21 protein-coding genes and 2 pseudogenes are annotated in these 25,905 nt (G+C 48.9%); 8 read left to right on the top strand and 15 right to left on the bottom strand.

Going from position 1 to position 25,905, the window contains the following annotated elements:
* Positions 1-46: 46 nt before the first annotated feature.
* From PGRAT_RS18710 to PGRAT_RS18745, 9 genes and pseudogenes are all read right to left on the bottom strand, one after another.
* Complete coding sequence (locus PGRAT_RS18710; RefSeq protein WP_025707879.1) at positions 47-1,261, bottom strand: trans-sulfuration enzyme family protein; 1,215 nt, start codon at positions 1,259-1,261, stop codon at positions 47-49.
* Between the two features lie 5 nt (positions 1,262-1,266).
* Positions 1,267-1,947, bottom strand: coding sequence for a GntR family transcriptional regulator (locus PGRAT_RS18715; protein ID WP_025707880.1), 681 nt, complete (start codon positions 1,945-1,947; stop codon positions 1,267-1,269).
* Between the two features lie 415 nt (positions 1,948-2,362).
* Positions 2,363-2,524, bottom strand: a pseudogene (locus PGRAT_RS32505) (DUF2975 domain-containing protein); the annotation flags it as partial.
* 164 nt (positions 2,525-2,688) lie between these two features.
* The gene (locus PGRAT_RS18725) at positions 2,689-3,615 is read right to left on the bottom strand and encodes an NAD(P)-dependent alcohol dehydrogenase (protein WP_025707882.1); all 927 of its coding nucleotides are present in this window, start codon (positions 3,613-3,615) and stop codon (positions 2,689-2,691) included.
* Positions 3,616-3,726: 111 nt separating this feature from the next.
* Positions 3,727-6,450 (bottom strand): winged helix-turn-helix domain-containing protein, encoded by a 2,724-nt coding sequence (locus PGRAT_RS18730; RefSeq protein WP_483310415.1) that lies wholly within the window; start codon positions 6,448-6,450, stop codon positions 3,727-3,729.
* Positions 6,451-6,567: 117 nt separating this feature from the next.
* Complete coding sequence (locus PGRAT_RS18735) at positions 6,568-8,616, bottom strand: methyl-accepting chemotaxis protein (protein ID WP_025704391.1); 2,049 nt, start codon at positions 8,614-8,616, stop codon at positions 6,568-6,570.
* 37 nt (positions 8,617-8,653) lie between these two features.
* Positions 8,654-9,571 carry a M56 family metallopeptidase gene (locus PGRAT_RS31745; protein WP_081758651.1) on the bottom strand — a complete coding sequence of 306 codons (918 nt, stop codon included), beginning with the start codon at positions 9,569-9,571 and terminating at the stop codon, positions 8,654-8,656.
* The gene (locus PGRAT_RS33765; RefSeq protein WP_025704393.1) at positions 9,489-9,920 is read right to left on the bottom strand and encodes a hypothetical protein; all 432 of its coding nucleotides are present in this window, start codon (positions 9,918-9,920) and stop codon (positions 9,489-9,491) included. The genes PGRAT_RS31745 and PGRAT_RS33765 overlap by 83 nt, the downstream gene beginning before the upstream one ends.
* Positions 9,921-10,073: 153 nt before the next feature.
* Positions 10,074-10,631, bottom strand: a complete 558-nt coding sequence (locus tag PGRAT_RS18745; RefSeq protein WP_025704394.1) for a cysteine hydrolase family protein — start codon at positions 10,629-10,631, stop codon at positions 10,074-10,076.
* A 171-nt stretch (positions 10,632-10,802) separates the two neighbouring features.
* Here PGRAT_RS18745 and PGRAT_RS18750 point away from each other — a divergent pair, with 171 nt between their 5' ends.
* Entirely contained in the window at positions 10,803-11,243 is a 441-nt protein-coding gene (locus tag PGRAT_RS18750) for a DUF6376 family protein (RefSeq protein ID WP_042267014.1), read from the top strand.
* A 66-nt stretch (positions 11,244-11,309) separates the two neighbouring features.
* On the opposite strand, the gene PGRAT_RS18755 is transcribed toward PGRAT_RS18750, so the two are convergent.
* On the bottom strand, positions 11,310-12,428 hold the full coding sequence (locus tag PGRAT_RS18755) for a copper amine oxidase N-terminal domain-containing protein (protein ID WP_025708769.1): 1,119 nt from the start codon (positions 12,426-12,428) through the stop codon (positions 11,310-11,312).
* Between the two features lie 114 nt (positions 12,429-12,542).
* Positions 12,543-13,076, bottom strand: coding sequence for a DinB family protein (locus tag PGRAT_RS18760; protein WP_025708770.1), 534 nt, complete (start codon positions 13,074-13,076; stop codon positions 12,543-12,545).
* A 204-nt stretch (positions 13,077-13,280) separates the two neighbouring features.
* Here PGRAT_RS18760 and PGRAT_RS18765 point away from each other — a divergent pair, with 204 nt between their 5' ends.
* From PGRAT_RS18765 to PGRAT_RS18790, 7 genes and pseudogenes are all read left to right on the top strand, one after another.
* Complete coding sequence (locus PGRAT_RS18765) at positions 13,281-14,102, top strand: lipase family protein (RefSeq protein WP_036707024.1); 822 nt, start codon at positions 13,281-13,283, stop codon at positions 14,100-14,102.
* A gap of 80 nt (positions 14,103-14,182) precedes the next feature.
* A pseudogene (locus PGRAT_RS34415) lies at positions 14,183-14,419 on the top strand (glutamine amidotransferase); the annotation flags it as partial.
* A 168-nt stretch (positions 14,420-14,587) separates the two neighbouring features.
* Positions 14,588-16,549: a serine hydrolase domain-containing protein gene (locus PGRAT_RS18770; RefSeq protein WP_025708773.1), complete on the top strand. Its 1,962-nt coding sequence runs from the start codon at positions 14,588-14,590 to the stop codon at positions 16,547-16,549.
* A 105-nt stretch (positions 16,550-16,654) separates the two neighbouring features.
* On the top strand, positions 16,655-18,973 hold the full coding sequence (locus tag PGRAT_RS18775; protein ID WP_025708775.1) for an ATP-binding protein: 2,319 nt from the start codon (positions 16,655-16,657) through the stop codon (positions 18,971-18,973).
* Positions 18,966-19,595: a response regulator transcription factor gene (locus PGRAT_RS18780; RefSeq protein ID WP_025708777.1), complete on the top strand. Its 630-nt coding sequence runs from the start codon at positions 18,966-18,968 to the stop codon at positions 19,593-19,595. Before PGRAT_RS18775 ends, PGRAT_RS18780 begins: the two co-directional genes overlap by 8 nt.
* Positions 19,596-19,687: 92 nt before the next feature.
* On the top strand, positions 19,688-21,307 hold the full coding sequence (locus PGRAT_RS18785) for an AraC family transcriptional regulator (protein WP_042267017.1): 1,620 nt from the start codon (positions 19,688-19,690) through the stop codon (positions 21,305-21,307).
* A gap of 78 nt (positions 21,308-21,385) precedes the next feature.
* Positions 21,386-22,378 carry an ABC transporter substrate-binding protein gene (locus PGRAT_RS18790; protein ID WP_036707037.1) on the top strand — a complete coding sequence of 331 codons (993 nt, stop codon included), beginning with the start codon at positions 21,386-21,388 and terminating at the stop codon, positions 22,376-22,378.
* Positions 22,379-22,456: 78 nt separating this feature from the next.
* Here the strand turns inward: PGRAT_RS18790 and PGRAT_RS18795 are convergent, their stop codons facing one another.
* The 4 genes from PGRAT_RS18795 to PGRAT_RS18805 all read right to left on the bottom strand — a co-directional run bounded on the left by PGRAT_RS18795 (position 22,457) and on the right by PGRAT_RS18805 (position 25,735).
* Positions 22,457-23,224, bottom strand: a complete 768-nt coding sequence (locus tag PGRAT_RS18795) for a carbohydrate-binding protein (RefSeq protein WP_025708782.1) — start codon at positions 23,222-23,224, stop codon at positions 22,457-22,459.
* A gap of 341 nt (positions 23,225-23,565) precedes the next feature.
* Complete coding sequence (locus PGRAT_RS34805) at positions 23,566-23,733, bottom strand: DUF6809 family protein (protein ID WP_337588181.1); 168 nt, start codon at positions 23,731-23,733, stop codon at positions 23,566-23,568.
* Positions 23,734-23,900: 167 nt separating this feature from the next.
* Positions 23,901-24,713 carry an ABC transporter permease gene (locus tag PGRAT_RS18800; protein WP_025708784.1) on the bottom strand — a complete coding sequence of 271 codons (813 nt, stop codon included), beginning with the start codon at positions 24,711-24,713 and terminating at the stop codon, positions 23,901-23,903.
* Positions 24,710-25,735: a daunorubicin resistance protein DrrA family ABC transporter ATP-binding protein gene (locus tag PGRAT_RS18805; protein WP_025708785.1), complete on the bottom strand. Its 1,026-nt coding sequence runs from the start codon at positions 25,733-25,735 to the stop codon at positions 24,710-24,712. Before PGRAT_RS18805 ends, PGRAT_RS18800 begins: the two co-directional genes overlap by 4 nt.
* Between the last annotated feature and the right edge of the window lie 170 nt (positions 25,736-25,905).

Raw genomic sequence — 25,905 nt, forward strand, 5'->3', positions numbered from 1 at the left:
CCTGCGGTTTCACCGGGATCATTCCCCCTCTTGTTTATGTCATATTTTATTTAGAAATGGAGTTCCGCTCCGTATAAGGGAACAATGCTGCCAGCGCTTGATCGAAATCTGCGATAATATCGTGCACATCCTCCAGCCCGACCGAAACCCGGATCAAACCGTCCGTAATTCCGAATTGAACCCGTTCCTTCTGCGGAATGGAAGCGTGGGTCATAGAGGCCGGATGCTGCACCAGCGTCTCGGGATCACCCAGGCTGAAAGAAATCATCGCCAGCTTGAGCGAGTTGATCAGCTTTTTCCCTTCTGTTATCCCTCCTTTGACTTCGAATGAGACGATACCTCCCATGCCTTTCATCTGCGCAAGAGCCAGCTTGTGCTGGGGATGGGATTCAAGGCCCGGATAGAACACTCTTTCGATATAAGGATGAGCCTCGAGATATTCAGCGACAGTCTGGGCGTTGCGGCAATGTCTTTCCACCCGCAAAGCCATCGTCTTCATCCCTCTGAGGATCAGAAATGAATCCCAGGCGTTCAGATTCTGCCCCAAATCGCCCATCAGCCTTTTTCGCATAAAGCGGATCACCTCTTTGCTGCCCACGACGAATCCGGCAAGCACGTCCCCATGGCCGTTGATGTATTTCGTGGCACTGTGCACCACAACATCGGCTCCCAGCTCCAAAGGCTTTTGCAGACAAGGGCTCATGAAGGTGTTGTCAACAATGACAGGAAGCTTATGCAGCTTGCAGGCTTGGGTAATTTGCTTGATATCAAGGATCGTCAGCTTCGGGTTGGAGGGTGTTTCGATATAGACAGCTTTCGTATTGGGTTTAATCGCCTGAAGCATTCCGGCAGTATCCGTACAGTCGACAAAGTCGCATTCGATACCGAAACGAGGTGCGAGGGAAGTTAGGAAGTTATATGTTCCGCCGTACACATCCTTAGTTACCAGGACATGATCTCCATGCTTCAGGAAGCCAAGCAGGGCAATGGAGATGGCGGCCATTCCGCTGGAAACCCCCAAGGCGTCTTCAGCGCCTTCCAGTGCGGCGATTTTTTTCTCCAGTGTGCGGGAGGTCGGATTTCCGTATCTGCCGTAATACACGCCTTCCGCTTCACCTGCCACCACGGAGGCTGCCGTTTCCGCATCAGGAAACGCATAGGCAACCGCAGGGATAACGCTTTGGGAAATGGCGCCCGTCCGGGGATCGGGAGACTGGCTCTCATGGATAATCTTTGTGTCCATCTTCCATTCTGATTGCATGCGGCTCAGTCCTTTCTGGTTTCGTCAACCGCTTTTAGACGTTTTAGCGCTGTGGATAAGCTGTTGTAAATATGATCCTGCATTACTTTTTCCGCGCCTTCTTCATCCCGGTCAACGATCCTCTGCAAAATCAGGCTATGCTCTTCATAGGCCTGCGAGTTCCATTCTCCGTGCAGGGAGACATAGCGGCAATAGCGGAGCGTGTGATCCCGGAGCTGGCTCAAAATTCTTTCAAAAGTATGCAGGCCGCTTATTTCCGATAAATAATCATGAAATTCAAAACCAAACGGCAGAGCATCCTTATCGGAGCCTAAATGCAAGGATTGATTCGTTTTTTCAACCATCGCCGTCATATGTTGAATATCTTGCGGGGTGGCGTTTTTGGCGGCATTTTTAGCAATATGCCCTTCCAGCATGCCGCGAACAAGAAAAATCTCTTCCAGCTCTTCCAAAGTAACCGGCGCTACCTTCAGCCTTCCATTGGGCTGGCGGACAAGAAAATCCTCATTCTCCAATCGTTGAATCGCCTCTCTCAATGGAGTACGGCTGACGCCGAGCAGTGCAGCAAGGCTTTCTTCGTGTACGTTCTGGCCTGGTTTCAGTTCATTATCAATGATCTTCTGCTTCAGTTCCAAATAGGTGTTATCCTTGGACAGCCTGCGTGTCCGTAACATTGAGCTGCTCATGGGCGCTTCTCCTCTATATTGCGAATTCTTAACTCCAATCACTCCATTGTGCATTTGTGTAACTGTATAATTGTATACAATTAGCACAAAAGTCTCACCTCTCTCTTCCCTTTCTCTCTGCGGTTTGTAGATTTAGGCTTATAATACCGATTGAAAATCAATTTGTCTATACTTTCATGTCATTTTTCATCACATTTCGTCATATTTTTTTTAGAAAACGCTCTAAAAACACATAATATCGCAATTCGCGTCATATAAAGTATCACAAAAAAGCCGGAATGCATAGTGCCTCATGCTCCAGCTTGCTTATTAGGTAAAAAGCACCCGTTGAACCTTAGATGCGCTATTGTCGAAAAACAACGAACCGCTTTTGCTTTCCTATTTTTTTAGAATGAATTAACATCATACGCCCACTTCAGACCGTTAAATCATTTTCTGATTTTATATTAATAGCTTCTTGTAAAAGTCTTTGGAGAACAGCAGCAAAAACGGCAAGCACCATTGAGGCGAAAATAATGACCAATCCCATTGGTATGAAACTTGGCGGATCAACTCTCTTTCCCATAAGATAGTAAATATACACAAAGCGAGAATGGGGATTCCCATAAGAATAACAGCCATCTGGATTTGAATTTCGAGCAACAGGCATATGCCCCATTTGTCGCCACATTGTTCCATTTGATAATAAAAATTGTCCTCCAAGGCTATTCTTTGGAGGACAATTTTGTTCATTTAATAACCTTATTGATTCAAGCCCTGACTGACTCTGATGACTACATTGCCCTTTTTATGCCCTTGTTCCACATACCGGTGAGCCTCTGCCATTTGTTCTAACGGATAGTACCGGTCAATCACCGACTTAATGTTACCTGACTCCATCAGTTCTTTGAGGAGCTGCAGATCCTGGATGCGTACCTTGGCAATTCCCTGCCCATCTACTGTGACGAATGATCCGTGTGGCTTTAACGCTTTTTTGCGGCTGGATTTGGGGAGTTTGCCAACGGCATCGAAGATGATGTCATACTGTCCGCCTCTTTGGGTACAATCTTCAGCCGTGTAGTCAATGACCTGAGAGGCGCCCAGCGATTTCACCCATTCCAGATTTGCAGTGCTGCATACCCCGTCAACTTCTGCCCCAAAGTGCCTCGCAAGCTGCAGCGCGAAGGTCCCTACTGTGCCTGAAGCTCCATAGATTAGAACCTTTTGTCCCTTTTGTATGTTGGCTTTTCTGAGAAAATAAAGTGCAGTGGTCCCCCCATAAAGCGCAGCGGCAGCTTCTTCATAGGTCGTATTGGCCGGTTTGATGCTCACCATTCCGTCTTCAGACAGACAGGCATACTCAGCGTGTGCGCCAAAACGCATCCCCGTTAAGGCAAAAACCGGGTCGCCTTGCTTAAACCTTGCGACTTCACTGCCTACGGCTACAACTTCACCGGCTAATTCCACTCCCAAAACAGGTTTCCTGGGTTTGCTGAGACCTAAAACGAGACGCATTGGCAGCCATAACAGGGCAGGACTCTTAAAAGTCCGTACTCTAATGTCCCCTGCAGTTACAGTTGACGCATGAACCTTTACGAGCAGCTCTTTGCGTTTGGGGGCAGGTTTTTCCATATCTATAAGGTGCAAAGTTTCCGGTGAACCGTATTTTGTGCATACAATGGCTTTCATGAGTTTCCTCCCGGATGTCGATTTTCAACAAGTATAGCTTCAGCGGGGGAGGGTCATGTAGATACTTAAGTATGGTCTTAGGCAAAAAGCTGCTAATAGCTGTTGGAGACTTTACAATATACCCAGCGTACGTGCACGGGCTATCGCCTCCGTGCGCCGCGAAACCTGAAGTTTGTCAAAGATATTCCGGTTATAGCCCTTAACGGTACTGAGTGCAAGAAACAGCCGGTCTCCAATCTCGCGGTTTGAGAGGCCTTGGGCAATGAGCTGCAGTACTTCGAGCTCCCGCCCGCTCAGTTTTTCGAATAGGGGCTGATCAGACCGGACCTGATGCCCGGAAGACCTCATTGGGATAGATGATGGTTTCTCCGCTGCAAATGCAGCCAGCAGCTTCCTCCGATAGTCCTGCATTTCCTCACAAACCGCTGCTCCGCGCAGCAGCCTTTCAACTTCCGGCCCCTCATCGACAAAGATGCGGATAAAACCGCCCGGCTCAGCAATCCTCATAGCTTCGGCCAGTGTATGCGCCGCCCCGGATTGATCTCCACACCTATAAAGCGCAGCCGCATAGAGAATCATTCCCTTAAGCCGTTCGTCTTCGCAGCCGTTGGCCGCGGCTTGCTTAAGCACCGGCTCCAGCACCGCCAGCACGGCAGAAGTGTCTTCGCGAGCCAAGTTTACCTTGGCCTGGCTGAGGGGAAGCCCGTGCTTCTCCGCGAGGATAGCGGCTGCCTCCAGATTCCCTTGATGAAGCATTACCGGAACCTGCACGGCTGCAATATGGGGAATCTGTGTCCAGTAATGACGCTGGCGGGCGACATGGTCCGCTTGCTTCAGAATAGCAGCCGCTTCGCTCACCTCTCCCCGCGCAAGCTTCAGCCTTGCGAGCAACACTTTTCCTGCAACCCCCCGGTCACTGTCTTCAAATTGCTCGGCAAGCAGAATACTCTGTTGACCATGCAGCATAGCCGTGTCCCATTTGTTCCATTCGTAATAGATTCGCGCTAATCCCAGGTGTGCTTCGCATGCGGCAGGCAGCGGCGGATCGCCTGCCCATTCCAGCACCTGCAGATAGCTCCCGGCTGCAGCCGGTAATTGATTTTCGGCTTCCTGTATATTCCCCTGGCCAAGAGTCGCCATCATTGTAATCATGAGATGTCCGATCCTCTTGCTGACCGATAAGGCATCGTTGTAGGCTGCTCCGGCTAAGCCGCGCTCTCCTTGGAGCTGATAAGCATACCCCAGCGTCCATGCAGCCGCTGCGCGGACCGGCAGATTGTCAGGGTGCAGATATTCCAAGGCGCGGCGCGACTCGGCAATAATGGGATCGGCCTGGTGTTTGCTGACGGCGAGCGTAGCACGAATGGAAGCAATATGTCCTATAAGATCACGGGTTTTCTCGTCCTGTACGGCACCGTGCAGCGCTTGTTCGGCAGCCTGCAGCTTCTGTTCAACACTGGATAGCCGCCCCGTCATCAGGAGTGCGGAGGCATACATCACCCACAAGGAAGGAATTGCATCCAGTTCTTCCCCCGGCATGGCTTGCAGCCAGTTCAGTACAGGAGTTACTGCTCCGCGAAAAAGCAGTGGCATCCCCTCTCCTTCTATCAACCGGGCGGCGCGTTCGGTATCTCCGGCAGCGGCTGCATGATGAAACGCTTCAAGTTCAAAACCATTGTCCTCATACCACCTACTGGCCCGTATGTGTAATGCAGAAACGGTCCTTTCCGCCTCCCCTTTTGATGGGCAGATGCCTTGAGACAGCCGCTCCCGCAGCAAATCTGCAAAGAGATGGTGATAGCGGTACCAGCGTCTTTCGTTGTCTAAAGGGATGAGGAACAGATTCGCATGTTCAAGATATTCCAAGGTCCGTTGTCCGGAAGCAAGAGGTGATCCTTCCGGGTCTTCACCAAGAACAGCATCACACAGCGGGCCGCACATTCTGCCCAGGACCGATGTGAACTGCAAAAAAGCCTGAATGCTTGCGGACTGCTGCTGCAGCACTTCTTCAATCAGATAATCCACGACAAACTTATGGCTGCCGGTGAACGATTGGATGAAGCCGGTATTATCATTGCGCCCCTGCATGGAGAGAGCAGCCAATTGCAGGCCGGCAACCCAGCCTTCTGTGCGGGATTCAAGGAGCCTGACATCTTCAGCGGAAAGCGCCAGACCCATCACCCCGCCCAGAAATTCAGCAGCTTCGGAGGCATTGAACCGCAGGTCTGCAGCCCGAAGTTCAGTCAATTGATGCCGCACCCGGAGCCTTGGCAAAGGCAGCACCGGATCTTCGCGTGTGGCGATGATAAGATGCATCTGCGGCGGCAGGTGCTCTATCAGAAAAACAACTGCTTGGTTAACCGGTCCGGCATCTATCACATGGTAATCGTCAAGGATGAGCACAGAGGGTTCAGACTCAGCGCTAATTTCATTCAACAGTGCCGTTAGCAGCGATTCGATTGGCGGTGGCTGAGGAGATTGAAGCAACGCATACACACTCTCTCCGGTGTTCACCCCGATTGACCTGCAAGCGGCGAACAGATACGTGAGAAAACGTGCGGGATCATTATCTCCCGCATCCAGCGACAGCCATGCGGCTCTGCGTCCGCAGACGGAGAGCCACTCACTGGCGAGTGTTGTTTTACCATAACCCGCAGCGGCCGAGAGGATGGTCAGCTTGCCTTGCAAGCCCTCGTTAAGCCGCTCCAGCAGACGCGGGCGGGCAACGGCTTTTGACCTGGCCGGGGGGATATACAGTTTTGCATCTACAATGGTTATTGTCATAGCTAGATTATAATAATTGCCTTCCTGCAGCGTCAACAAAGCAGCATTCATTTTATGGCGTTATTCCTGCATGTTCTGCATCAGCGGATAATTGAAGGGGAGGCCGGTTTTCCCAAGGAGGAATATCCCTATTTTTTCCGGGTTTCCGGATTCTGCCGTGCTTCAAATTTATTTAATCTTGAATTGCTCAAGCAAGCTCTGCAGTTCCTGAACCATGGAACTTAATGATTTAGCGGAGAATGAAACCTCCTCCATGGAAGCCTGCTGTTGCTCGCTGGCTGCAGCAACATTTTGGGTGGCATCTGACGCTTCGCCGGAAATGCGGGCAAGCTGCTCCATAGTAGCGCTTATTTGCTGGGAGCCGGCAGACATTTGCTCGGAGACTGCAGATACCTCCTGAATTTGGTTAACAATTTGTTGAATTTCCAGTACAATTCCGTTGAATGCTTCTCCTGCGTGTTCCACGAGCACAGTGCCGGAATTAACCGCTTTTGTTCCGATTACAACCGATTGTACCGCAGCTTGCGTCTCTCCTTGCATTTCTTCAATAATCTCCCGAACCTTCCCGGCAGAATCTTTGGTTTGTTCGGATAGCTTACGAATTTCCGCAGCAACTACAGCAAATCCCTTGCCATGCTCGCCAGCGCGCGCTGCTTCAATCCCGGCATTCAAGGACAGCAGATGGGTTTGTGTACTTATCCCGCTTATCACATTGATTATATTGCCTATATCTATGGAACGCTCTCTGAGCTGCTCCATATGCGAAGCCGTGACCGAGACAGAACGATTGGCTTCGTTCATATCATGGACTGCCTGCTGAATGATCTTATTCCCCTGCTCCGCCTGCTGTGAGGTGTTTTGTGAAGCGTCATGCAAAACGGACGAAGACTCAGAAATCCGTTGGATGCCCATTGCCAGTTCCTCAAGCGACCTGGCGCTTTCTTGTGTTCCCGCAAGCTGTGTCTCCGCACCGGCAGCCACTGCTTGAATGGTATGGGCAATATCCTCAGCCACTATACTTGTCTGGTCTGCACTAGCCGTCAGCTCTTCCGCTGTAGAGGCAACGTGCAAGGAATGTTCGGTGACTTTAGCCATCATTTTATTCAGAAGATCGCTTGTATAATTTAAATTTTCTGCCATCTTACCAAATTCATCTTTCGTTTTTACCTCAATGGAATAGGTGAAATCCCCTTGAGCCAAATGCTCGGCCATAGAATTTACACGATTCGTATGAGCGGCCAGGTTACGAGTGTAGAGTAGAATAACCACTACAATCAGAACCATGCCAATGATTAGAAAGATCAAAGTTTGCAGCAGCAATGAATTCACTTTTTCTTTAAGCTCTCGATCCGGCAAAGCTAGAGCGACAATCCAGTCTGTCTGCTCCAGCTTTGTGAAATAGACATGAACAAGTCCTTCTGAAGAAGTATAGGTTGCAGCGCCCTTTCCATCTTGCAGAATCGTTTTCGCTAAAGTGGAAATGACTGGGTCCTGCTCTGCCTGAAGTTTTACCTTCATGATTTTATCCGTGTCAGGTCCGGCTAAATAAGTACCGTCTTTATCAAGCATAAATGCCCATCCGCTGTCTCCTACAAGTGTCTCTGTGATGATCTTTTGTACAGTATCCAAATTTATGTCTCCAGTTGCTACTGCAACGAACCGTTCTTGGTCATCATACACAGGAACTGACGCCGTCACCATGGTTGATTTCGTTTTTTCATCATAGAAAGGGGCAGTATATTGTATTTCTTTTTGATTGGTTGCAATTTTATACCATGTTTGTGCTGGATAATTGTAGCTGGGGTCGCTATAGTCATGTGTAACGGTTATTTGATTCTGATCGCGAAAGGCATAAGAAGAAAGAAACTTTGTATCCGCTTTATATAAATTAGGCTCAAAATAAATGCCTACACCGAAGGTATCTTTGTTGATTTCCAGCGAGTTTTTGAGAGTTGCATCATAATCCATCAGGCTCAGCTTGCTGTAATGGCCTTGAATGGATTTTGCTATCGTTTCCGGCACTCTACCGTGAGAGGTTATCCGATTCTGAATGCTTTGACTGGTATTTGCCAGTTGCTCCTCCATGCTTTTCTCCGTCTGATCAAGCAATAAACGATGGGATTTAAAGATTACTGCAGAAGATACTCCAATAACAATTACAAGTAAAAGCGGCAGAATGAGAAGTAGTGTTTTTGCTTTAATGCTTCTTAGTTGCATCGATTACAGCCTCATTTCCTGATGATAGTTAACAAACCTATGTAATATATCGACATTGTTCGACATGTTTTTTAGAGGGAATTTTTAACATTTCCTTCAACCTTCCCATTCCGCTTATGGCTAAAGTGACATGCTTGCCATTGTACAGAAATCTGTCTTTGGCTTTGTCATACGTCAGTCCATAGGCCATGTAATCCTTCAGTGCATCATAGTTGAAATCGGTCACTGTTCCGCCGTCTTCCGAGGAGGCTGACGCAGCAGCAGAACCACCCCCGGTGTTGTCTTCGCTTTCCACGGCTTTCATCTCAACAGAGTTTCCTGAAGTACCGCCGCTTTCTACTCCGCTCGTTTGCTCTGCAAACGCAGATACCGCTCCTACAATCAAAATGAGCGAAATGGCTGCCGTCACTACCGTCAATTTTTTCAATTTCATGATCGACACAATCCTTTCTTTAGTCGCATTCTTGCTAAAGCCACTGTACAGGGGAGCAAATCTCCCTTTTTGTTCTGCCACCGCCAAGAGACATAAAGCGTAGTCTGCCTTGTGTTCAGCACCAAGTTTGTGGATCACACTTGCATCGCACACCATTTCCAAATCCCGGTTCAGGTAGAGATACATCAGCCAGACCAGCGGATTGAACCAGTGCAGGCATAGGGCAGCAGCCGCAGCCAATTTCCACACCGCATCAAAGTGTCTGATGTGCATGTATTCATGAGTAAGAATATAATCCATTGCGGATTCGTTGCCGGTATCCAGTGATTTGGGCAAAATAATCTTCGGGTGCAATATTCCGAAGGTGATAGGCGTATCCATCCGGTCATTGGTCAATATCGTCAATCTCCGCCGCAATGGATGTTTGGTTAACCAAGCTTCAATAACGGGATGGCTCCCTTGAAGAGGCAGTGCTGTCCGCAGCTCCCTTTTGCTTCTGAAATTGATCACCACTAGCGCCATAAGCAGTACCCCCAAGCCACAAGGTTGTCAGAAGCTCTGGCTTCGACTCCAGCTTCGGCACCCCGCCTGAATCTGCCGGAACTTCAGTATCACGGGTCAGCATCCCGGTGTTCCCGGCAGTTTGATCGGGCAATGGATATACTGCTGCTCTATGTGCATTCATGTTGTTGGTTGAATCAGCGATTTCAGCTGGGGATAACTGCGGAAGAATGGGAAAAAAAACTGGAACCAGAAGTCTGGCAACCGCAATTCCCCACAGAACGAGAAATAACAACCTGGGTAATTTGTGGATGGCCACAGACCGCAGCAGGATAACAAGAACGATCCGCACACTCGCCGAAATACTCATCCGTAGAATATCCACCATCGCCGCCTCAGCTTAAGCTTTCCACAATTTTTTTCAATTTGTCGATGTCTTCTTTGGTCAGGTTCTTCTCATTGAGGAACGCCGAAAAAAACATCCCCGCCGAACCGTATTGGAGCCGTTTTGCATCCATTTATGTTATCGGTATGAGTCATGTGTTGGACGGAACAAGTCTTCTTCCGACCCTCTAACCATTGAAAAGTGTTCGACATTATCGTGCCCGTGCAGCGTACTGTTATGATGCCTGATGATTTGTTCTGCACTCAGAACATCGCTGTCTGTTGTAGAATGTCCATCGCCAACCAAGGTGACGTCCAATTGACTGACGGTAGCCGCCCGCACTGCAGTATCGATACAATGCTGTGTTTTACAGCCCATAATAACCAGATGCTCAATCTGTTGATCCTTTAAATATTGCAGAAGCCCGGTTCCGTGAAAAGCATTCGTTGCCTTTTTATCAAACACTTTGGCATCAGCAGGCATACGAATTTCATTGTGCACCTGAAATCCTGGACCTTTTCCCCCGGCAACATCAAGATCCCGTACAAATACAGTCTCAACACCGGATTGTTTGGCTTTTTCAATCACTTTATTGATCGATTGGATAAGCTGTTTTTTATGGAATACTGCACTTTCCTCTTGGTACCCATCTATTAATTCCTGCTGTGCATCGATGATTAATAATACCTGGTTCAAATGATAGTCTCCTTTTAAATGGCCTGTTTATTAGATGATTTGGCCCAGTTTTTGGTGGCCTGATTGTCCGGAATCAGAAGATCTTTCTAAATTTCACGCAACCTGGAGTGCCTCTGGCCGTATGAACTACAGTAAACTTGGCACATACGATAACTCAAAGGAGTGAGGCGAATGAAGAAATACAGGTTAAGTCTTTTACTATTCATCTTGCTGGTTGTACCGGGTTGCGGGTTTGCGGAAAAGGTGGAAAACAGCGTCAATTTTGCCACTGATACAGCTTCTTATATGCAAACATTAACAGAGTTCGGCCAAGAAATGGATACCCTGGCTGCCGATGCTGCCACGGATACGCAGGCCAGGGAGGCATTGACAGACAGACTTGCGGCACTCAAGGAACAGATCGTCCAATATGCTGATCTTCAGGTTCCTGAATATGCAGCAGACCTGCACCAATCGATCGTGGGGTACAATGAAACACTGCAGCAAGGAGTGGATCAGGCAATAACCAACCTGGAACAAGGAAAAGCCGCCTTTGAATCGACGGGCATTCCCGAGACGATCAACAAGGTGAGCGAGCTGTTGAACCAGATCACCCAGCTGACCCCGCAATAACAGCACATATAAGCGCTCAAGCATGGCAGCACATGTCTTGAGCGCTTTTTGTTGCCAGCGGCAGCTCTATTTCCCCGCCAGAAGGTATTTATAAATCTTGCCATCCCGCACATACTCATTGGTAAAAAGCAGCGCATTCCCTTCACGCTTGATGAATTTCAGATAATCTCCATAAAACGGAAGATCATTCGTTTCTGCATATTTCTGCTGCTCAGTGTCAAGCAGTTTTTGGTACAATAACGTTTGCTTCCCTGTCTTACGTTCGATCAGCAGGAGAAGCCCCTTCTGATTCGGACGAATCAGCAGAAAATCATCATCCATCCCCTCTACCAAATACGTATCAGCTTCACCCCCAAGCTTGACCAAATCTATTACAGCAGTCACCTTCCCTGTTCCATCTTCGATCAGCCGCAGCTTCTTTCCATCGGTAAGCACCAGGGTATTGCCGTACATTTTCACATTCTCCCCATAACGCATCCAGTATTTTACGCTGTCCTGACGGATGACCATTCCATCTTTGAGAATCAGCGTATACCATTTATTGTTGATATGCGGCTCCCCGTAGACATCCGTGATGGTCAGGTAGACCAGGCCCTTTGGGGTCTTTTTAAAATCAAATTGAACCATGTCGTAAAGCTCAGACCCGAGTTTTGCCAGCAATTTGGGCTCTCCCGTTGGAGCGGTTACATATAAGTTCCCGTTTTTCTTATCCACGGTATATGTAGCTCCGCCATAACTTACGCTTGCGCTGGAGAAATATTTCAGCCCTTGGGCAATATAAAGATTCTGGGCCGCATTCCAGCTCACCGTTGTTCCGTCCAGTGAACGGACCAGAAAGCGTGCCGGAACATACAACTGCTCTTCATACACAAATGGAATACCTCCAAGATCAACGATTGTACCGTCGAGAACCCCTTTTGCGCTGCCTATGCGAACTCCAACCTTTTTGTTCCATCCCAGAAATTGTGCCTTCTGATGTGCCTTATCCCAGGTGACCCGAAGGCCTGATGACTCCCAAAGACCTGCTGACACATAGGTAATCCCATTCTTGAGCAGCGCCGGACTGGTAACCTGCCCTCCGTTCTCCAGTGTGTGCTTGAAATATGCGGAGGAAGCAGCATCCGTCATTGGAGCCATAAGCAATGAAGCGGCAAGCATTGGAGCAACCAGCCATTTTTTAACCATAAATCTCCATCCTCTCCAACTCAATCAGATCCTTATTCCTGTCACCTTTATTCTACTAAAAAAGAAGCCACTACTGCTTCCTCATTACCGGTATACAACCTGAGCTTTCTCCCGTTACCCTGTAACCTCACATCTTTTACGGATCATTCGGATCTGCCCTCTGTGGTTAATCTCATCTTCAAAAACATGAAACCACATAAAATAGTAGTTTGCCGGTTGATCACCCCAGAATGGCTCCTCCTCGTATAACCACTCGTCATTCACAGTTTGGAACCATTCCAGCGTTGTCCGTCTTACTGCATCCAACTGCTCCATATAATAACTCAATTCATTGCCCTTAATTTGCACTCGTCCTTCTTCACCTAAATTTAACGCCGCTCCCCATCTGGCCAGTTCTTCTTCAGTTAAGTCTCTTCCTTCAAAGGTTGCAGCTTGATAGGCATATTCTACAGCGGCAAAATGTAATAATAACCCGCCGATTGAATTACTCTGAGAATCGATCAAAAAATCCAACTGGTCAACGCTCAGTCCTTTAACAGATTCAATAGTTGTAAATCTTGCGTAATTCATCATAGAGATCAAACGGCTGATTTGTGGTGAATATCCGGGAATATCTGTAATAAGATAGAGCTTATCATTGTGCATCATTTAATATCCTCCCTTGATAGCATTGTTCTCTCCCCACTTGATAATCAATTATCCTGCTCCTCACGTAACCTATTGGGTCATTGCAATCATTTTACCATATAGATTGATACAGAAAATGGTAGAAACATTTTTAGAAAATCTTTTCTTCCAGTCACAGGCACCCCTCCTGTGCTCTTGACATACATAGATTAGAGGGAAGGCGGGATGCATGTGAGCAATAATCAGGCTTTTGAAGAACGGGCCATCTTTCTGGCAGCGGTCTGCGGGCAAACCTACGCCCAGTTTAATCGTACAGACGGTTCGTTCACCGTTCCAACTGGCTATTCTGTCATTCACACCATTCAAGCAAAATCATTAGGAAATGTGTGGGAACGGTTCGGGTTCATTATCGAATCTCCAGAAGAGATTATCATCGCCTTCCGCGGGAGCAGTTCTACAGCCAATTGGATCTCCAACGCCAATGCCACGCAAAAAAAGTTCAAATATATCAAGGAAACCTGCCTGACCCACCGCGGCTTCACCGATATTTATACCTCAGCCCGAAGCGGGATTCATTCCGCACTCTCCCGGTTATCCTCAGGCAAAAGACTATATATTACAGGCCACAGCCTCGGCGGAGCACTGGCCACATTGTGCGCACCTGATGTTGCTGCCAACACTTTATTCAGCACACCGCATCTGTATACGTATGGTTCACCCCGTGCGGGTGATCCGGCCTTCGCCAAAGCTTGCACCCGCTATGTTCCTAACAGCAACCGCATTGCCAATCTTTTTGACGCTGCCGCTTATGTTCCGCCCTCGATCTTCAAGCTGCCCAAGCGGGACAAACGGTATTATTACAGCCATGTCAGAGAGTTCCATCCCCTTTCGTTCCAGAAAGGCTCCGTCAGTATGAATCATGCACTCAGCAGTTATTTCAAAGAGCTCTCCACGCTCCGGCCGGCGTTTACCCGCCAGCTGTGCTCCGCAAGTCCGGGTTTTTGTCCGGTCCTGGAAGAAATGCCAGAAGAAACGATTAGGGTTTAACCCCTGGAATATAAAATTCCATTAAATATTATCACTTCCCTGACGTTAGCTGTCAGGGAAGTTAGGCTGTATCAAAGATTGGAGGGAATACTTGGGGAGAACATATTCATCAACCTATCTTGACAAGAATTGGCGAAGCTTTAACGAAAGGAACTATTGTAGCTGCAATTTGCGGAGTAGCGCCTCTCGAATTTGCGTTGAAGTACTGAAGAAGTTGGATGTATTGGCTAACCGATACACTTCAATCATGGTATCAACTTCATAAGACTCATCAACCCGAATACTTCTTCCAGCTAATGGGTTCTTCATCTTTATGAGTGATCCCACCTTGCACTTTGTACAATAGACACCTTTTGCGCGGTCACGCAAAACGAATGCGCGGGTCTCCCGTCATTCGCCTCCTTCTACGGATTCCTTCCCGCCGCCCGGATGTTAATATGGAGTGCATCCCCATCTCAATCGTCACATCATAAAGGAGATCAACTATGAAAAAGCTCATTCTGCCCATCCTCGCTGCCGCCCTATTCCTTCCGACCGGGGGAATTGCGGCAGACCCGCAAGCATCCCCTTCCGCCGTGAAGCTGGATAAAGCTGAGGCCGCAGCCTTTGCAGCACAATTTTTTGAACAAAAGGAAGTCAAGGAACAATTGGCAGGCGCCCTGCTGGTCATCGTCAAGGACGGACAGGTGCTCTTGAACAAGGGCTACGGTTATGCTGACATGGCTACAAAAAGGCCGATTGACGCTGACAAAACACTGTTCCGTCTGGCTTCTGTATCCAAGCTGTTCACCTCTGCAGGCATTATGCAGCTGGCTGAAGCCGGAAAGGTTGATCTGGACAAGGATGTCCAAACCTACTTGCCGGATTTGCAAATCCCTAATACTACGGGAGCGCCGCTTACACTTAAGCATCTGATGACCCATACAACCGGATTCGATAATACCGACAGTTTGGATTCCGATAAAGCCTATACCCTAAAGGATTATCTGAAGAATATGATGCCTACTGTCGTACGCAAGCCGGGGGAAGCGTTCCGTTACGATAATTTTGCTTTTACTTTGCAGGGTTATATCATCGAGAAGATGTCCGGCCTGCCTTTTCAGGATTATGTCCGCAAAAATATGTTTAAGCCGCTAGGCATGGACAGGAGCAGCTTTATTTTCAACGATGAAGTAAGAAAAGCCATTGCTACCCCCCATAACAACAATCTGGAGCCAATTGCGCAAATCCCGAACGTGCCCGACAATTCGCCGCAAGGGGGGATGTTCTCTACAGGCGCAGATATGGCCAAGTTCATGCTCGCAATGTTGAACGGCGGACAAGCCGGAGGTGAGCGATTCCTTACGGAAGCTTCAATAAAAGCGATGGAGCATACAAGCGTCACAATCCATCCGGATATTCCAGGTGTCGGCTATGCCTTTGAGACGAACTACCCGAAAGACTACAACGGGTATACAGTCGTGGAAAAAGGCGGCGATTTAGCGGGCTTCCATTCCAATCTATGGCTGCTGCCCGGTCAGAACACCGGTATGTTCCTCGCCTTAAACAGCGACAAAGGCAACCTGCGGCTTCCTTTCTTTGAGCAGTTCATGAGCCGTTATTTTCCCAGAACGGATGCTGGACCAGCTTTTGTGAAACCGGCACCGGACAAGCAGCAGCTTCTACGGTTTGAGGGACTGTACCGCCATCTCCGTACACCTGTATTACGTTATGACATTACCGCTGCGGACGGGGCCTTGATTGTCCGGGATGCTTTGGGCACACATACCCTGCGCCAGGCGGGCGATCTGTTGTTCTATGACGAAGAGGGCACTCCTGCCGGCTTTAAGCTTGATGCGGACGGGAACATTGTCTACTTTTCCTACAACATGCCGGACAGTTGGGCGGAGAAGATTCCCGAACCGGCCAAATTCAGCGATGTACCCGAAGCGCATCCTTATGCCAAATCTATATATTATTTGGTTCAGCTGGGAGCCCTTCCGGGCGGTACTGCCGAATTCAAACCGGACATGCCAATTACGAGGGGCCAGTTCCTCGCGCAACTCATGCCGCTAGCGGGATTCCAGCTTTCTACCCAGCCATCTGTATTTTCTGACACGAAAGGCAGCCCCTATGAAGCTGCTATCCAGACGGCGGCAGATTATGGGATTGTTCAGGGACTCCCCGGCAGCATCTTTGGCCCTAACCAGGCATTGACACGTGAGCAAGCCGCCACCTTCATCTGGCGGATGGTCAAGATCTCGCTGAATGCTGCTCCGGTCAAGTCTGACTTGAGAACCCCCGCCTCCCCTTGGGCATCCGAAGGGGTACAGTACATTGTGGGACAACAGCTGTTCGGCCCTGACGTTCAGGCCGCAGGCGGAGCGCTGGAGTATAGGCCGAAGGATCAAATGCTGAACAAGGAAGCCGCGGAATTGATCTACAAGCTTATTCAGAAGCTCTTTTAGACATTAATTTTATGAAAGGCGAATAGACAAGCAAGCGGATCAAGACGATCTGCTTGCTTTTCATTATAATAGAAGGAAACTGATCTGAAGGATTGTGAACCTGCCATGTCCAGCCTGCTCCGGCACCGGCGCTTACAACATTGCTACATCTATGTCTGCCTGGCGCTTTTTATTGTTACATCTTTATATATTCAAATCAGGTCATTTGCTACTCCGTATTCGGGAATCCTGGTCGAACAGAACCGCTCATTGGAATGGACCATTGCTGGCATCCAGAACGATTCCATCGCCGCTAACTGGAATATCGCACCCGGAGACCGCATCGTATCGGTTGACGGACAGCCAACCCCAAAGATTTTCACCGCAGCCCAAGAGAAAATGCTCGTTGGGGCTACCAGAATTGAGGTTCTCGGCAGCACAGGTCTCCCCCGCTTGTTCATTGTGAAACCGACTATTGAGGATAAGCTGGAGAACGGGCTGGCGTTTCTATTGGAGCTGTTTCTCATCGGCGTTGGCGGATATGCCTTCCTTAAGAAACCGGGTTCCCATCTGATTCACAGGTTCTTTTTGCTGAACGTGCTGATTGCCTCTACCATTATCACTTTATTTTCGGATGAGATCGAAATATCCAGCTATTTATTTTCTTACTGTGCCGTTTGGCTGCCCTATGTAATGCTGTCCTTTTATCTGTTATTTGCTTTCAGGAGCATTTATGCCAAATTCCGCTTCCTGCTGATGGGCTATTTGGCTTATGCCTTCACCTGCTCCGCGTTCACGGCGTTCTTCCTGCTCCGGCGGGAAGTATATGACTGGGTGTCCCATTTACTGAACATCGTGTTTATCTTCACACTGCTGCTCATGGCCGGAATTACAGCTTTCTATTGGAATAAACTCGACCGGATCGAACAAAACCAGCTGTTCCTGCTGTTTGTCGGCATATTCACCAGCCTGATGCCTTATGTCCTGCTGTATGCCCTGCCAGAACTGCTTCGGGGCAGTGCTTTGATCCCCGCCGAGTATGTGCTGATCGGACTGGTGCCAGTATCCGGCACCCTGGCCTATCTGCTGGTCCAGCGGCAGATCGTGGATATGAAATTTTATATTACCCGGCTGTCCGTTCACAGTCTGTATTACTCCGCCATGCTGGTGTTGTTTCTGCTTGCGGCGGTGTGGGATTCGCTGCTTTATGCCGCTGGCCTTTTTATCCTTTTCGGCATGCTGACCTTCGGTTATCAGCGTCTTCTCCTTCGTTTGCAGCGGCAGGAGAACCGCAAGACAGAATGGCTGGAGCACCAGAAGCTCCGCCTGTCGCTGCAGCTCGCCGAGAAGAAAAATATCCGCGACATTCTAAAATTATCTGCAGACCTTCTCCATGATTTAATTGATGTGGAAGGCCTTACCCTTGTTTATATGGATGACAACGCCCTGCCGCTTGTGTACAGCACAGGCATTTACCTGAACACCTTGACTCCCGGAACCGCAAATATGCCGGATAATAACGATTGGAGCGGCAGCGAGAAATACGCCCAGGTGATCGAACTGTCGCACGGGACTGAAGAACCAAAGCTGGGTTACCTGTGCCTGGGACTGAAAACCAACCACACCCTTCTCTCGGCCGAGGAGCACCGCCTTGTAGAGAAGTTCCGCAGCGAAGCCATTCAGATGCTGCTGAACGCCAGACAGACGTTCCGTTTAAGACAGGAGTATGAGCAGTTGAACAAGGTGCAGGCTGCCCATCATGAGCGCCGGTTGCGTGATCTACAGACATACAGCCATATGGCGCTGGAAGCAAGAGAAGCCGAGAAGATCAGAATCTCCTATTTCCTGCATGACGACCTGCTGCAAAACCTGATTTTCCTGTCCCGCGATCTGGAGGAACTGTATGACACCGGCAAGTATGAACGCGAACGCAATGCCACATGGCTAAAGTGCCTGTATGATTCGCAGCGCAGTATACGTTCACTAAGCGATCAGCTCTATCCACACATTCTGGACAAGGGCGATCTTCAAGAAGCGCTGCACTGGCTGCTCCGTGATATGAACCGGCTGAATGAAGTTGCCGTGACGCTGCAATACGAAGCACCGGTACCGGAGCCGTTCCCCTCCTTCGTCAAAACCAATCTGTTCCGCGCGCTACGCGAGCTGATAGTCAACGTGTTCAAACATGCAGAGGCAACTGAAATCTATGTCCGCGTCTGGATGGGCAAGGGCAGCCTCTATTGCATTGTCAGCGATAATGGCAAAGGCTTCTCCGAAGCGACTGCCCGTCCGGCGGCTGAACGCGGCTCAGGCTTTGGCCTGATGTCTGTCTGTGATCAGATGGAGCACCTGGGCGGAAGCGCCGATATTGACTCCGTGCCCGGCCAGGGAACAACCGTTACGTTAAAACTACCTCTTGTGAAGGAGATCACTGCCAATGACTGAAAACATTCGCGTTTATTTACTGGATGACCACCCGCTCGTACTCGAAGGCCTTCAAAACCGCCTTAATGCAGAGCCCGGTATTGAAGTGCTGCATACGTTCACCGATCCGCGCGAATTTATCTCCCAGGCTGAACAGCTCTGCCCCGACGTGGCCGTTATAGACATCTCACTGCCGCACATGGACGGATTCCAGCTGGCCCGGAGGCTGAAGGAGCAATACGGGAATACTTTGAAGATTATTTTATTATCCGGTTACGCTTACGAGGAGTTCTACATTAAGGCTTACAAAATCGGAGTCCATGCCTATCTGTCTAAGCAAGCTTCCTACACTCAGATTATCAATGCAATTAAGCAAAGCATGCTTGGCCACATTCTGATTCCGGAGAGTATAGGCACTGCGCACAGCTCACAGGATGCGCTGACCCCTGCCGAGCGGAAAGTGCTCCAACTGCTGGCGAAGGAGAAGACGAACAAAGAAATTGCCCATGAATTGGCGCTCAGCCAACGAACTGTCGAATATCATCTGGCTTCGGTGAATCAGAAGCTGGGGGTGACGTCCCGAATCGGAGCCATCGTGAAGGGGTTTGAACTGGGGCTGCTGACTTTTTTAAAAGAGGACTAGCTGCCGGATGGTGTCTCTAAGTTGAGTTAAATCTAAAAACTGCTATACTTCAATTGAGAATGATTATCAAATACGAAAGTAGTGACAGTCCTATGCACACCTTGGGTTCCGGCAGCTCCCTTACTCCTCCCCACAGCTTTCATTTCCCCTTGCGGATTGCAAATCTTAACGGATTATCCGTCGGTGGAGAGCATAATATCCGGCCGCACTCCTCAATATTGATGATCGTTACCGGGGGACACGGCACCATTGAGCTTGAGAGGCAACAGTATAATTTGGCTTGCGGAATCATGCTCTGTTGCAGCAGCCCGTTAAGCATCTCCTTTGATCCTCAATATCAGTTCCATGGCGTGTGGATTGAATATAACACTCACCCCCCGCAGCATCCTGGTGCCAATCCCTTGAACAACGGCACACCAGTACGAGCAGTATCCGCAAAAGCATGTACACTTGCTTCAGAGCTGCTGAATACCTGGGAAAAACCGGCACAGGATCAACCGTTCGCTGCACAGCTGCTTTTCTCGGAGCTTCTGGCAGAGTGCTTCAGCAGACAAGCGGAAATCCAAGCTTCAGCCCATTGGCTTGACCTGGTGCTGCAGCATATAGAAACGCATTACAATGAAGATCTGACGAGAGCACAAATGGCCGAACGGGCTGGAGTCAGCCCGGAGCATTTCTCCCGCACCTTCCGGAAAGCCACCGGTCAAACCTTCAACGAATATCTTTCCTTACTGCGGATTCGCAGGGCACAGCAGCGCATACTGACCGATACGCCAAATTTGACTAAACTGGCCCTGGAGGTTGGCTATGGAGAGGGGACCTATTTAAGCCGGAAATTCAAGCAGGTGGTCGGTATATCTCCGGCAGCCTACCACCGCAAGAACAAAAGAATAGTCGCTTTGAATTTCAATCACACCGCCAGCCTAAGAGCGCTTGAGGTCATGCCTGAACTCGGTGTGTACTCCAGCTGGATGGAACGTCTTGAGCTGGCTCCTTCCCAGCAAAAATTAAGGTTTGAAGAACGCCGCAACACTTCACTCTATCGTTCAGTAGCCGCTGCACGGCCAGATGTTATCATCAGCTATTCACTTCCCGGTGAGAACAAGCTGCTGCTGCCGCTAGCACCGGTGGTTGAATTGCCTTACATGCAGATGGGCTGGCGGGAGCAGTTCCAGCAGATCGCTGTGATTGCAAACCGTGAGCAGCAGGCTGAGGCCTGGTTGAACCGTTATGACGCATTGTGTCATGCTGCCAACCTGGAGCTGGGCCGTCTGCTTGGGGCAAGGGGTACCGCCATCGTCTGGGAAATTGACGAAGAAGTAGCCTACTGCTACAGCAGCAGTTTTGGACATGGAAGCCAGATTTTATATGGTGAGCTGGGATTCCGGCCACCTTCCGCTTTATTGGAGCAAGGCCTGCTCCACAACGGTTATTTGGAAGTATCCATTGATCATATCCCTGCATATCCCGCTGAACATATTTTTATTACCAGCACCCCTTCAACGCGTGAAGGCCAGGCGCGGTTCAGAGCACTCCTTCAATCGCCAGGCTGGCAGAAGCTTGATGCAGTACAAGAGGGGCGTGTCTATCCACTGAACCAGCCGGATAAATTCTATGGCTTCGATCCCTTATCCTCACTGGCGCAATTGAAAACGTTCATGCAGGCGATAACATCACAAATTTACATGAGACAAGATCACATCAAGCCATAGCCTTCCTAAAGGGAAATCTGTAAAGTGTAATTGAGAATGATAATCATTTTACATAAGGAGGAACTCAAGTTGATTAACGTGCAACACCCCGGCCTCAAACGGAGACATTGGTTCATCTTCCCGCCGCTGCTCACCATACTCTTGTTAGTTTCTGCCTGCGGAAACAACACTTCCGAAGGGGGCAACGCAAATACAAGGAACGCCGCCGCAGCTCCAGCTGCCTCGGAGCAACCGGTTCAGAAGGGGGAACCCGCAGCATTCAAAACCGTTACTACAATAAACGGGGAAATAAAAATACCGGTTGAACCCAAACGGATCGTTGCCGAGGAATACCTGGGCAGCCTGATCGCCCTGGATACGATTCCTGTCGGCGCTCCGGGCCTGACCCTGGAGAATATGTATTTTAAAGAAGCGCTTGCCGGGGTCGCCGATACCGGAGCCTACGGGAAAATGTCGCCCGAAAAGATCCTCGAGCTTGAACCTGATCTAATCATTTCCGGCATGGCCGACAGCTATGAAACCTTAAGCCAAATCGCTCCTACCATCATCGTGCCTTACGGGGATTTAAAAAATGCTCATGAAGAGTTAACCTATTTGGGAGAGCTGCTGGGCAAGGAACAGAAAGCCAAAGCTTGGCTCGCTCAATATGACCAGCGTATTGCCGAGGCAAAGGCCAAAGTGAATGCAGCTATTCCTGCTGATGCTACTTTCAGCATCCTGGAGCATAGCGGCAAAAAGGTTTGGGCTTATGGAGACAACTTTGGACGCGGTGGACAGCCTGTCTATCAGGCTCTGGGACGCAAGCCTCCTGCAGAGGTTGGAGAGGAAATCATGGAGAAGCAGTGGGCGGAAATTTCTGCCGAGGTGCTGCACAAATATGCCGGAGATTACCTGATCGTAACCGACAACGACCAAACTGTGCAGGACTACAAGAATGATCCGATCTGGGGCAGCCTGCCCGCAGTCAAAAACAATCATATTTATGTCTGGAAAGAAGAAAAATCCTGGTATTATGATCCCATCGCTGTTCTTTCCCAAACGGAAGAGCTGGCGGCTTGGCTTACCGAGTAAGAAGGTCCCCACAGAGAACAGGATCACAAAGCGGAATTATCCGCCTGTGATCCTTTATCAACTGCATTTTATAATGATTTAGTTGGCCTCGTAATTATGGCCATAGTTATTATCCAAGTACGTTTGTCCGCCAGCTGTATACGAAATCTTATATTTAACATCTGTGGCACCCGGAACATTGATACTGTAGCTCCATCTTTCAACACTATTGAAATTATTCAAGGAGCCATTGTAAGTAGCGAAGCCCTCTTGAGTCGTTGCCCAGTTGTCCGTTGTGTACGTTACTTTTACTGTTTTTGTCGGATCCAGGTTTTTCACATAGATTACTCCGCTAAATTCACCATTGCTCAGAGTACCTTTGGCGTTCACCACATTTGGTGCTCCCAAAATCACGGAACTCAGGGGAACATTATGATTGACTTCATTGTAATAATTTGCTCCACCGTTGTTATCCCAATAGACCTGGCCATTCACTTCGTATTCAATTGCGAATTTAATGAAGCTCAGATTCTTCAACTCGTTATGATCTGTTGAAGCATCAGTTCTGGAAATGCCGAAATGCCATTTCTCACGGGTTCCATCCGACGGCCCTACATAATTCGCACTCGTATTATACCAAGTTGTGTTATCTGTCGTGTAATGGATAGTGACATTTTTCACGGGTCCCAGATTCGCAACATCAACATTTCCGCTAAATCCGACATATCCGGGTTTATAAATAATGCTGACATCCGAGTCAATAAGCTTGACCTCATCACCGCTGGCAAATGCCGATCCCACAAAGGATACACCAAAAATCAGAGTAAACATCATCAATCCAGCAAAAAGTTTTTTTATTGCTTTCACAGTTCTCGCTCCTCTAATTTCAAATTTTTACAGCAGAGTCTTGAGCCCACAAGGATGAGACACATACATTTTGTACACTTTTTTGTCTTTTTCATTCCTCCTTTGACACTTCGAAACCAAGCTGTAATTTGCGGAAATGTTAATCATTTCCTATTTATAGGATAACTTTAGTAAATATATATGTATATAGTAAATAAGTAACATTTTTAATATGTTATTATTTGGGTTATTTTGTCACAAAAGGTCAAAAGAACAGATATCCCACAAAAAATCTCTTGAAGGCTGTCGACATTCGGCTGGGGGATTCTATTAAACTATATTTTTTAGATAAGTTTTAATTCTTATCCGCAATATACCTCAGTTATCATTAATGCCCCCATCCGGTACCCTTGAACAAAAGCTGCCGCCGCATGCATGGAGTTAAGCTCACCAACGAGATCTAATAGTCTTTCGATTTCTTCGAATTCTGAACCTCCTGGCTTATAGCAGTTTACTCCAAGTGTACTCAATATGGATAAATGTATTGATATTTATGCGATTTTCGCATCAGCAAATTTGAACCCCTACTGAATACAGAACGAGCGCAACAAAAAAACGACTGAGCAATTAGGCTGCAGCCGTTTTCTTATTGTAACCAAACATGTAATCTCTATTTCTCCATAGATACTATAATCCCTTACGTACGGCGCATATATGCACGCACTGTGATCGGTGCAAAGACCGCCACAATCACAGCAGCGCCAACCAGGGAAAAGACCATATCCGAGCCCATAGTTCCCAAGTTGACCAAATTGCGGACCGCTGTGACCAGATGGGAGATCGGGTTCATTTTGACGAACCATTGCAGCCAGTCCGGCATCGTATCCACCGGTACAAAAGCATTTGACAAAAAGGTGAGCGGGAACAGCACGATCATGGAGATCCCTTGCACGCTGGAAGCTGTACGCGCAATAACCCCGAAGAAAGCAAAGATCCAGCTGATGGCCCAGGAGCAGATAATGACCAGTATACCGGCCATGGCTACATGCCCGAGTCCGCCTTCAGGACGCAATCCCATCACATACCCCATCGCAAAAGTAAGCACAGTTGCAATTGTATACCGGACAGTGTCCGCCAACAAGGCTCCGGCAAGCGGGGCTATCCGCGAGATCGGCAGTGACTTGAAGCGGTCAAAGACCCCTTTTTCCATATCCTCACGCAGTTGGACACCTGTCACAATCGAGGTCGTGATGACGGTCTGAACGAGAATACCGGGGATGATCATCGGCAAATAATTCTGGACATCTCCAGAGATGGCCCCCCCAAAAATATACGTAAACATCAGGGTGAAAATAATCGGCTGAAACGTGACGTCGAATAACTGCTCGGGTGTGCGTTTGATTTTGAGCAGCCCCCGATAGGCCATGGTCAGTGAATTGCGTACCGACTGTCCGAAGCTGGTGTGGTTTTTCAGTTGGCGCTGGGCGCCTGGTTTAATCATTGTACTCATACGGTTTGCCCCTCCACTTGCAATGATTTGGCCGACGCCGGAGCTGATTTTTCCTCTACCCCGTGGCCTGTGATGCTCAGAAAAACCTCGTCGAGCGTTGGCTTCTGCACACTCAGCTCCGCCAAAGAAATTCCTGCCTCACGCAGAGCAATCAGCAGATCAGTAACCCGGTCTGCACTGGCTAGGGGTGCCGTAATCTTCGCAGCTTCCGCTGAAATACTGGTCGGTACCCTCAGCACCCGCTCAACGGTCTGACGGGCAAGGCCAATGTCCCGCAGATTCTCAACTCTTAATTGCAGGGACGAGGTGCCAACCGATGACTTCAGCTCATCTACCGTCCCCTCCGCAACCACATGGCCATGATCGATAACCGCGATCCGGTCAGCCAGCTGATCTGCTTCTTCCAGATATTGCGTGGTTAATAAAACCGTTGAACCGGACTGAATCAACCGCCGGATCGTATCCCACATCTGGTTGCGGGTGCGCGGGTCGAGACCGGTCGTCGGTTCATCCAGGAAAATGAGCGGCGGCTGCGCAATCAGACTTGCGGCCAGATCCAGCCGCCGGCGCATCCCGCCGGAGAAATTTTTGAGCGGACGTTTGGCGGCTTCAGTCAATCCAAATTCCTCCAGCAGCTCCTCTGCCTTGCGGCGCGCTTCGGCACGTCCCAGACCCAGCAGCCGGGAGAAAATCACCAGATTCTCGGTCGCACTAAGCGACTCATCCACTGACGCATATTGTCCGGTCACCCCAATCAGCTGGCGCACAATCTGCGGCTCCTTCACCACATCATGCCCGAACACCTTCGCGGAACCGCCATCCGGTCTTAATAATGTCGCCAGCATCCGGATCGCTGTAGTTTTTCCCGCGCCATTCGGACCCAACACGCCGTAAATCGAACCGGTGGCCACTTGCAGGTCCACCCCGTCCACCGCCCGGTTGTCCCCAAAAACTTTGACAAGCCCATGCGCCTCAATGGCCCAATCTTTCGATTGCAGCGGTTGTTTCTTGATTTGACTCATTTTGCTACTCCTCCTAGAAAACTAATATAGATGGATCATAAACCGCTTTTTTAAACGGAATATAAACTTGGTATGTACTTCTTATAGTGCTGCTTCATTATAATCCTAACGGATATGCCCTTTAACGGTCTCCAAACGCATTTTTGCCTCGGTCCCTGGATGTAGACCCC

Source organism: Paenibacillus graminis, assembly GCF_000758705.1.
In the GTDB taxonomy this organism is placed as follows: domain Bacteria; phylum Bacillota; class Bacilli; order Paenibacillales; family Paenibacillaceae; genus Paenibacillus_AQ; species Paenibacillus_AQ graminis.

Excerpts from the sequence above, each read along its gene's own strand:
- PGRAT_RS18715 (WP_025707880.1), bottom strand. The coding sequence starts at position 1,947 with ATGAGCAGCTCAATGTTACGGACACGCAGGCTGTCCAAGGATAACACC.
- PGRAT_RS18725 (WP_025707882.1), bottom strand. The coding sequence starts at position 3,615 with ATGAAAGCCATTGTATGCACAAAATACGGTTCACCGGAAACTTTGCAC.
- PGRAT_RS18765 (WP_036707024.1), top strand. The coding sequence starts at position 13,281 with ATGCATGTGAGCAATAATCAGGCTTTTGAAGAACGGGCCATCTTTCTG.
- PGRAT_RS18730 (WP_483310415.1), bottom strand. The coding sequence starts at position 6,450 with ATGAATGCTGCTTTGTTGACGCTGCAGGAAGGCAATTATTATAATCTA.
- PGRAT_RS18735 (WP_025704391.1), bottom strand. The coding sequence starts at position 8,616 with ATGCAACTAAGAAGCATTAAAGCAAAAACACTACTTCTCATTCTGCCG.
- PGRAT_RS18770 (WP_025708773.1), top strand. The coding sequence starts at position 14,588 with ATGAAAAAGCTCATTCTGCCCATCCTCGCTGCCGCCCTATTCCTTCCG.
- PGRAT_RS18760 (WP_025708770.1), bottom strand. The coding sequence starts at position 13,076 with ATGATGCACAATGATAAGCTCTATCTTATTACAGATATTCCCGGATAT.
- PGRAT_RS18805 (WP_025708785.1), bottom strand. The coding sequence starts at position 25,735 with ATGAGTCAAATCAAGAAACAACCGCTGCAATCGAAAGATTGGGCCATT.
- PGRAT_RS31745 (WP_081758651.1), bottom strand. The coding sequence starts at position 9,571 with ATGGCGCTAGTGGTGATCAATTTCAGAAGCAAAAGGGAGCTGCGGACA.
- PGRAT_RS18800 (WP_025708784.1), bottom strand. The coding sequence starts at position 24,713 with ATGAGTACAATGATTAAACCAGGCGCCCAGCGCCAACTGAAAAACCAC.
- PGRAT_RS18785 (WP_042267017.1), top strand. The coding sequence starts at position 19,688 with ATGCACACCTTGGGTTCCGGCAGCTCCCTTACTCCTCCCCACAGCTTT.
- PGRAT_RS33765 (WP_025704393.1), bottom strand. The coding sequence starts at position 9,920 with ATGAGTATTTCGGCGAGTGTGCGGATCGTTCTTGTTATCCTGCTGCGG.
- PGRAT_RS18710 (WP_025707879.1), bottom strand. The coding sequence starts at position 1,261 with ATGCAATCAGAATGGAAGATGGACACAAAGATTATCCATGAGAGCCAG.
- PGRAT_RS18775 (WP_025708775.1), top strand. The coding sequence starts at position 16,655 with ATGTCCAGCCTGCTCCGGCACCGGCGCTTACAACATTGCTACATCTAT.
- PGRAT_RS18750 (WP_042267014.1), top strand. The coding sequence starts at position 10,803 with ATGAAGAAATACAGGTTAAGTCTTTTACTATTCATCTTGCTGGTTGTA.
- PGRAT_RS18755 (WP_025708769.1), bottom strand. The coding sequence starts at position 12,428 with ATGGTTAAAAAATGGCTGGTTGCTCCAATGCTTGCCGCTTCATTGCTT.
- PGRAT_RS18780 (WP_025708777.1), top strand. The coding sequence starts at position 18,966 with ATGACTGAAAACATTCGCGTTTATTTACTGGATGACCACCCGCTCGTA.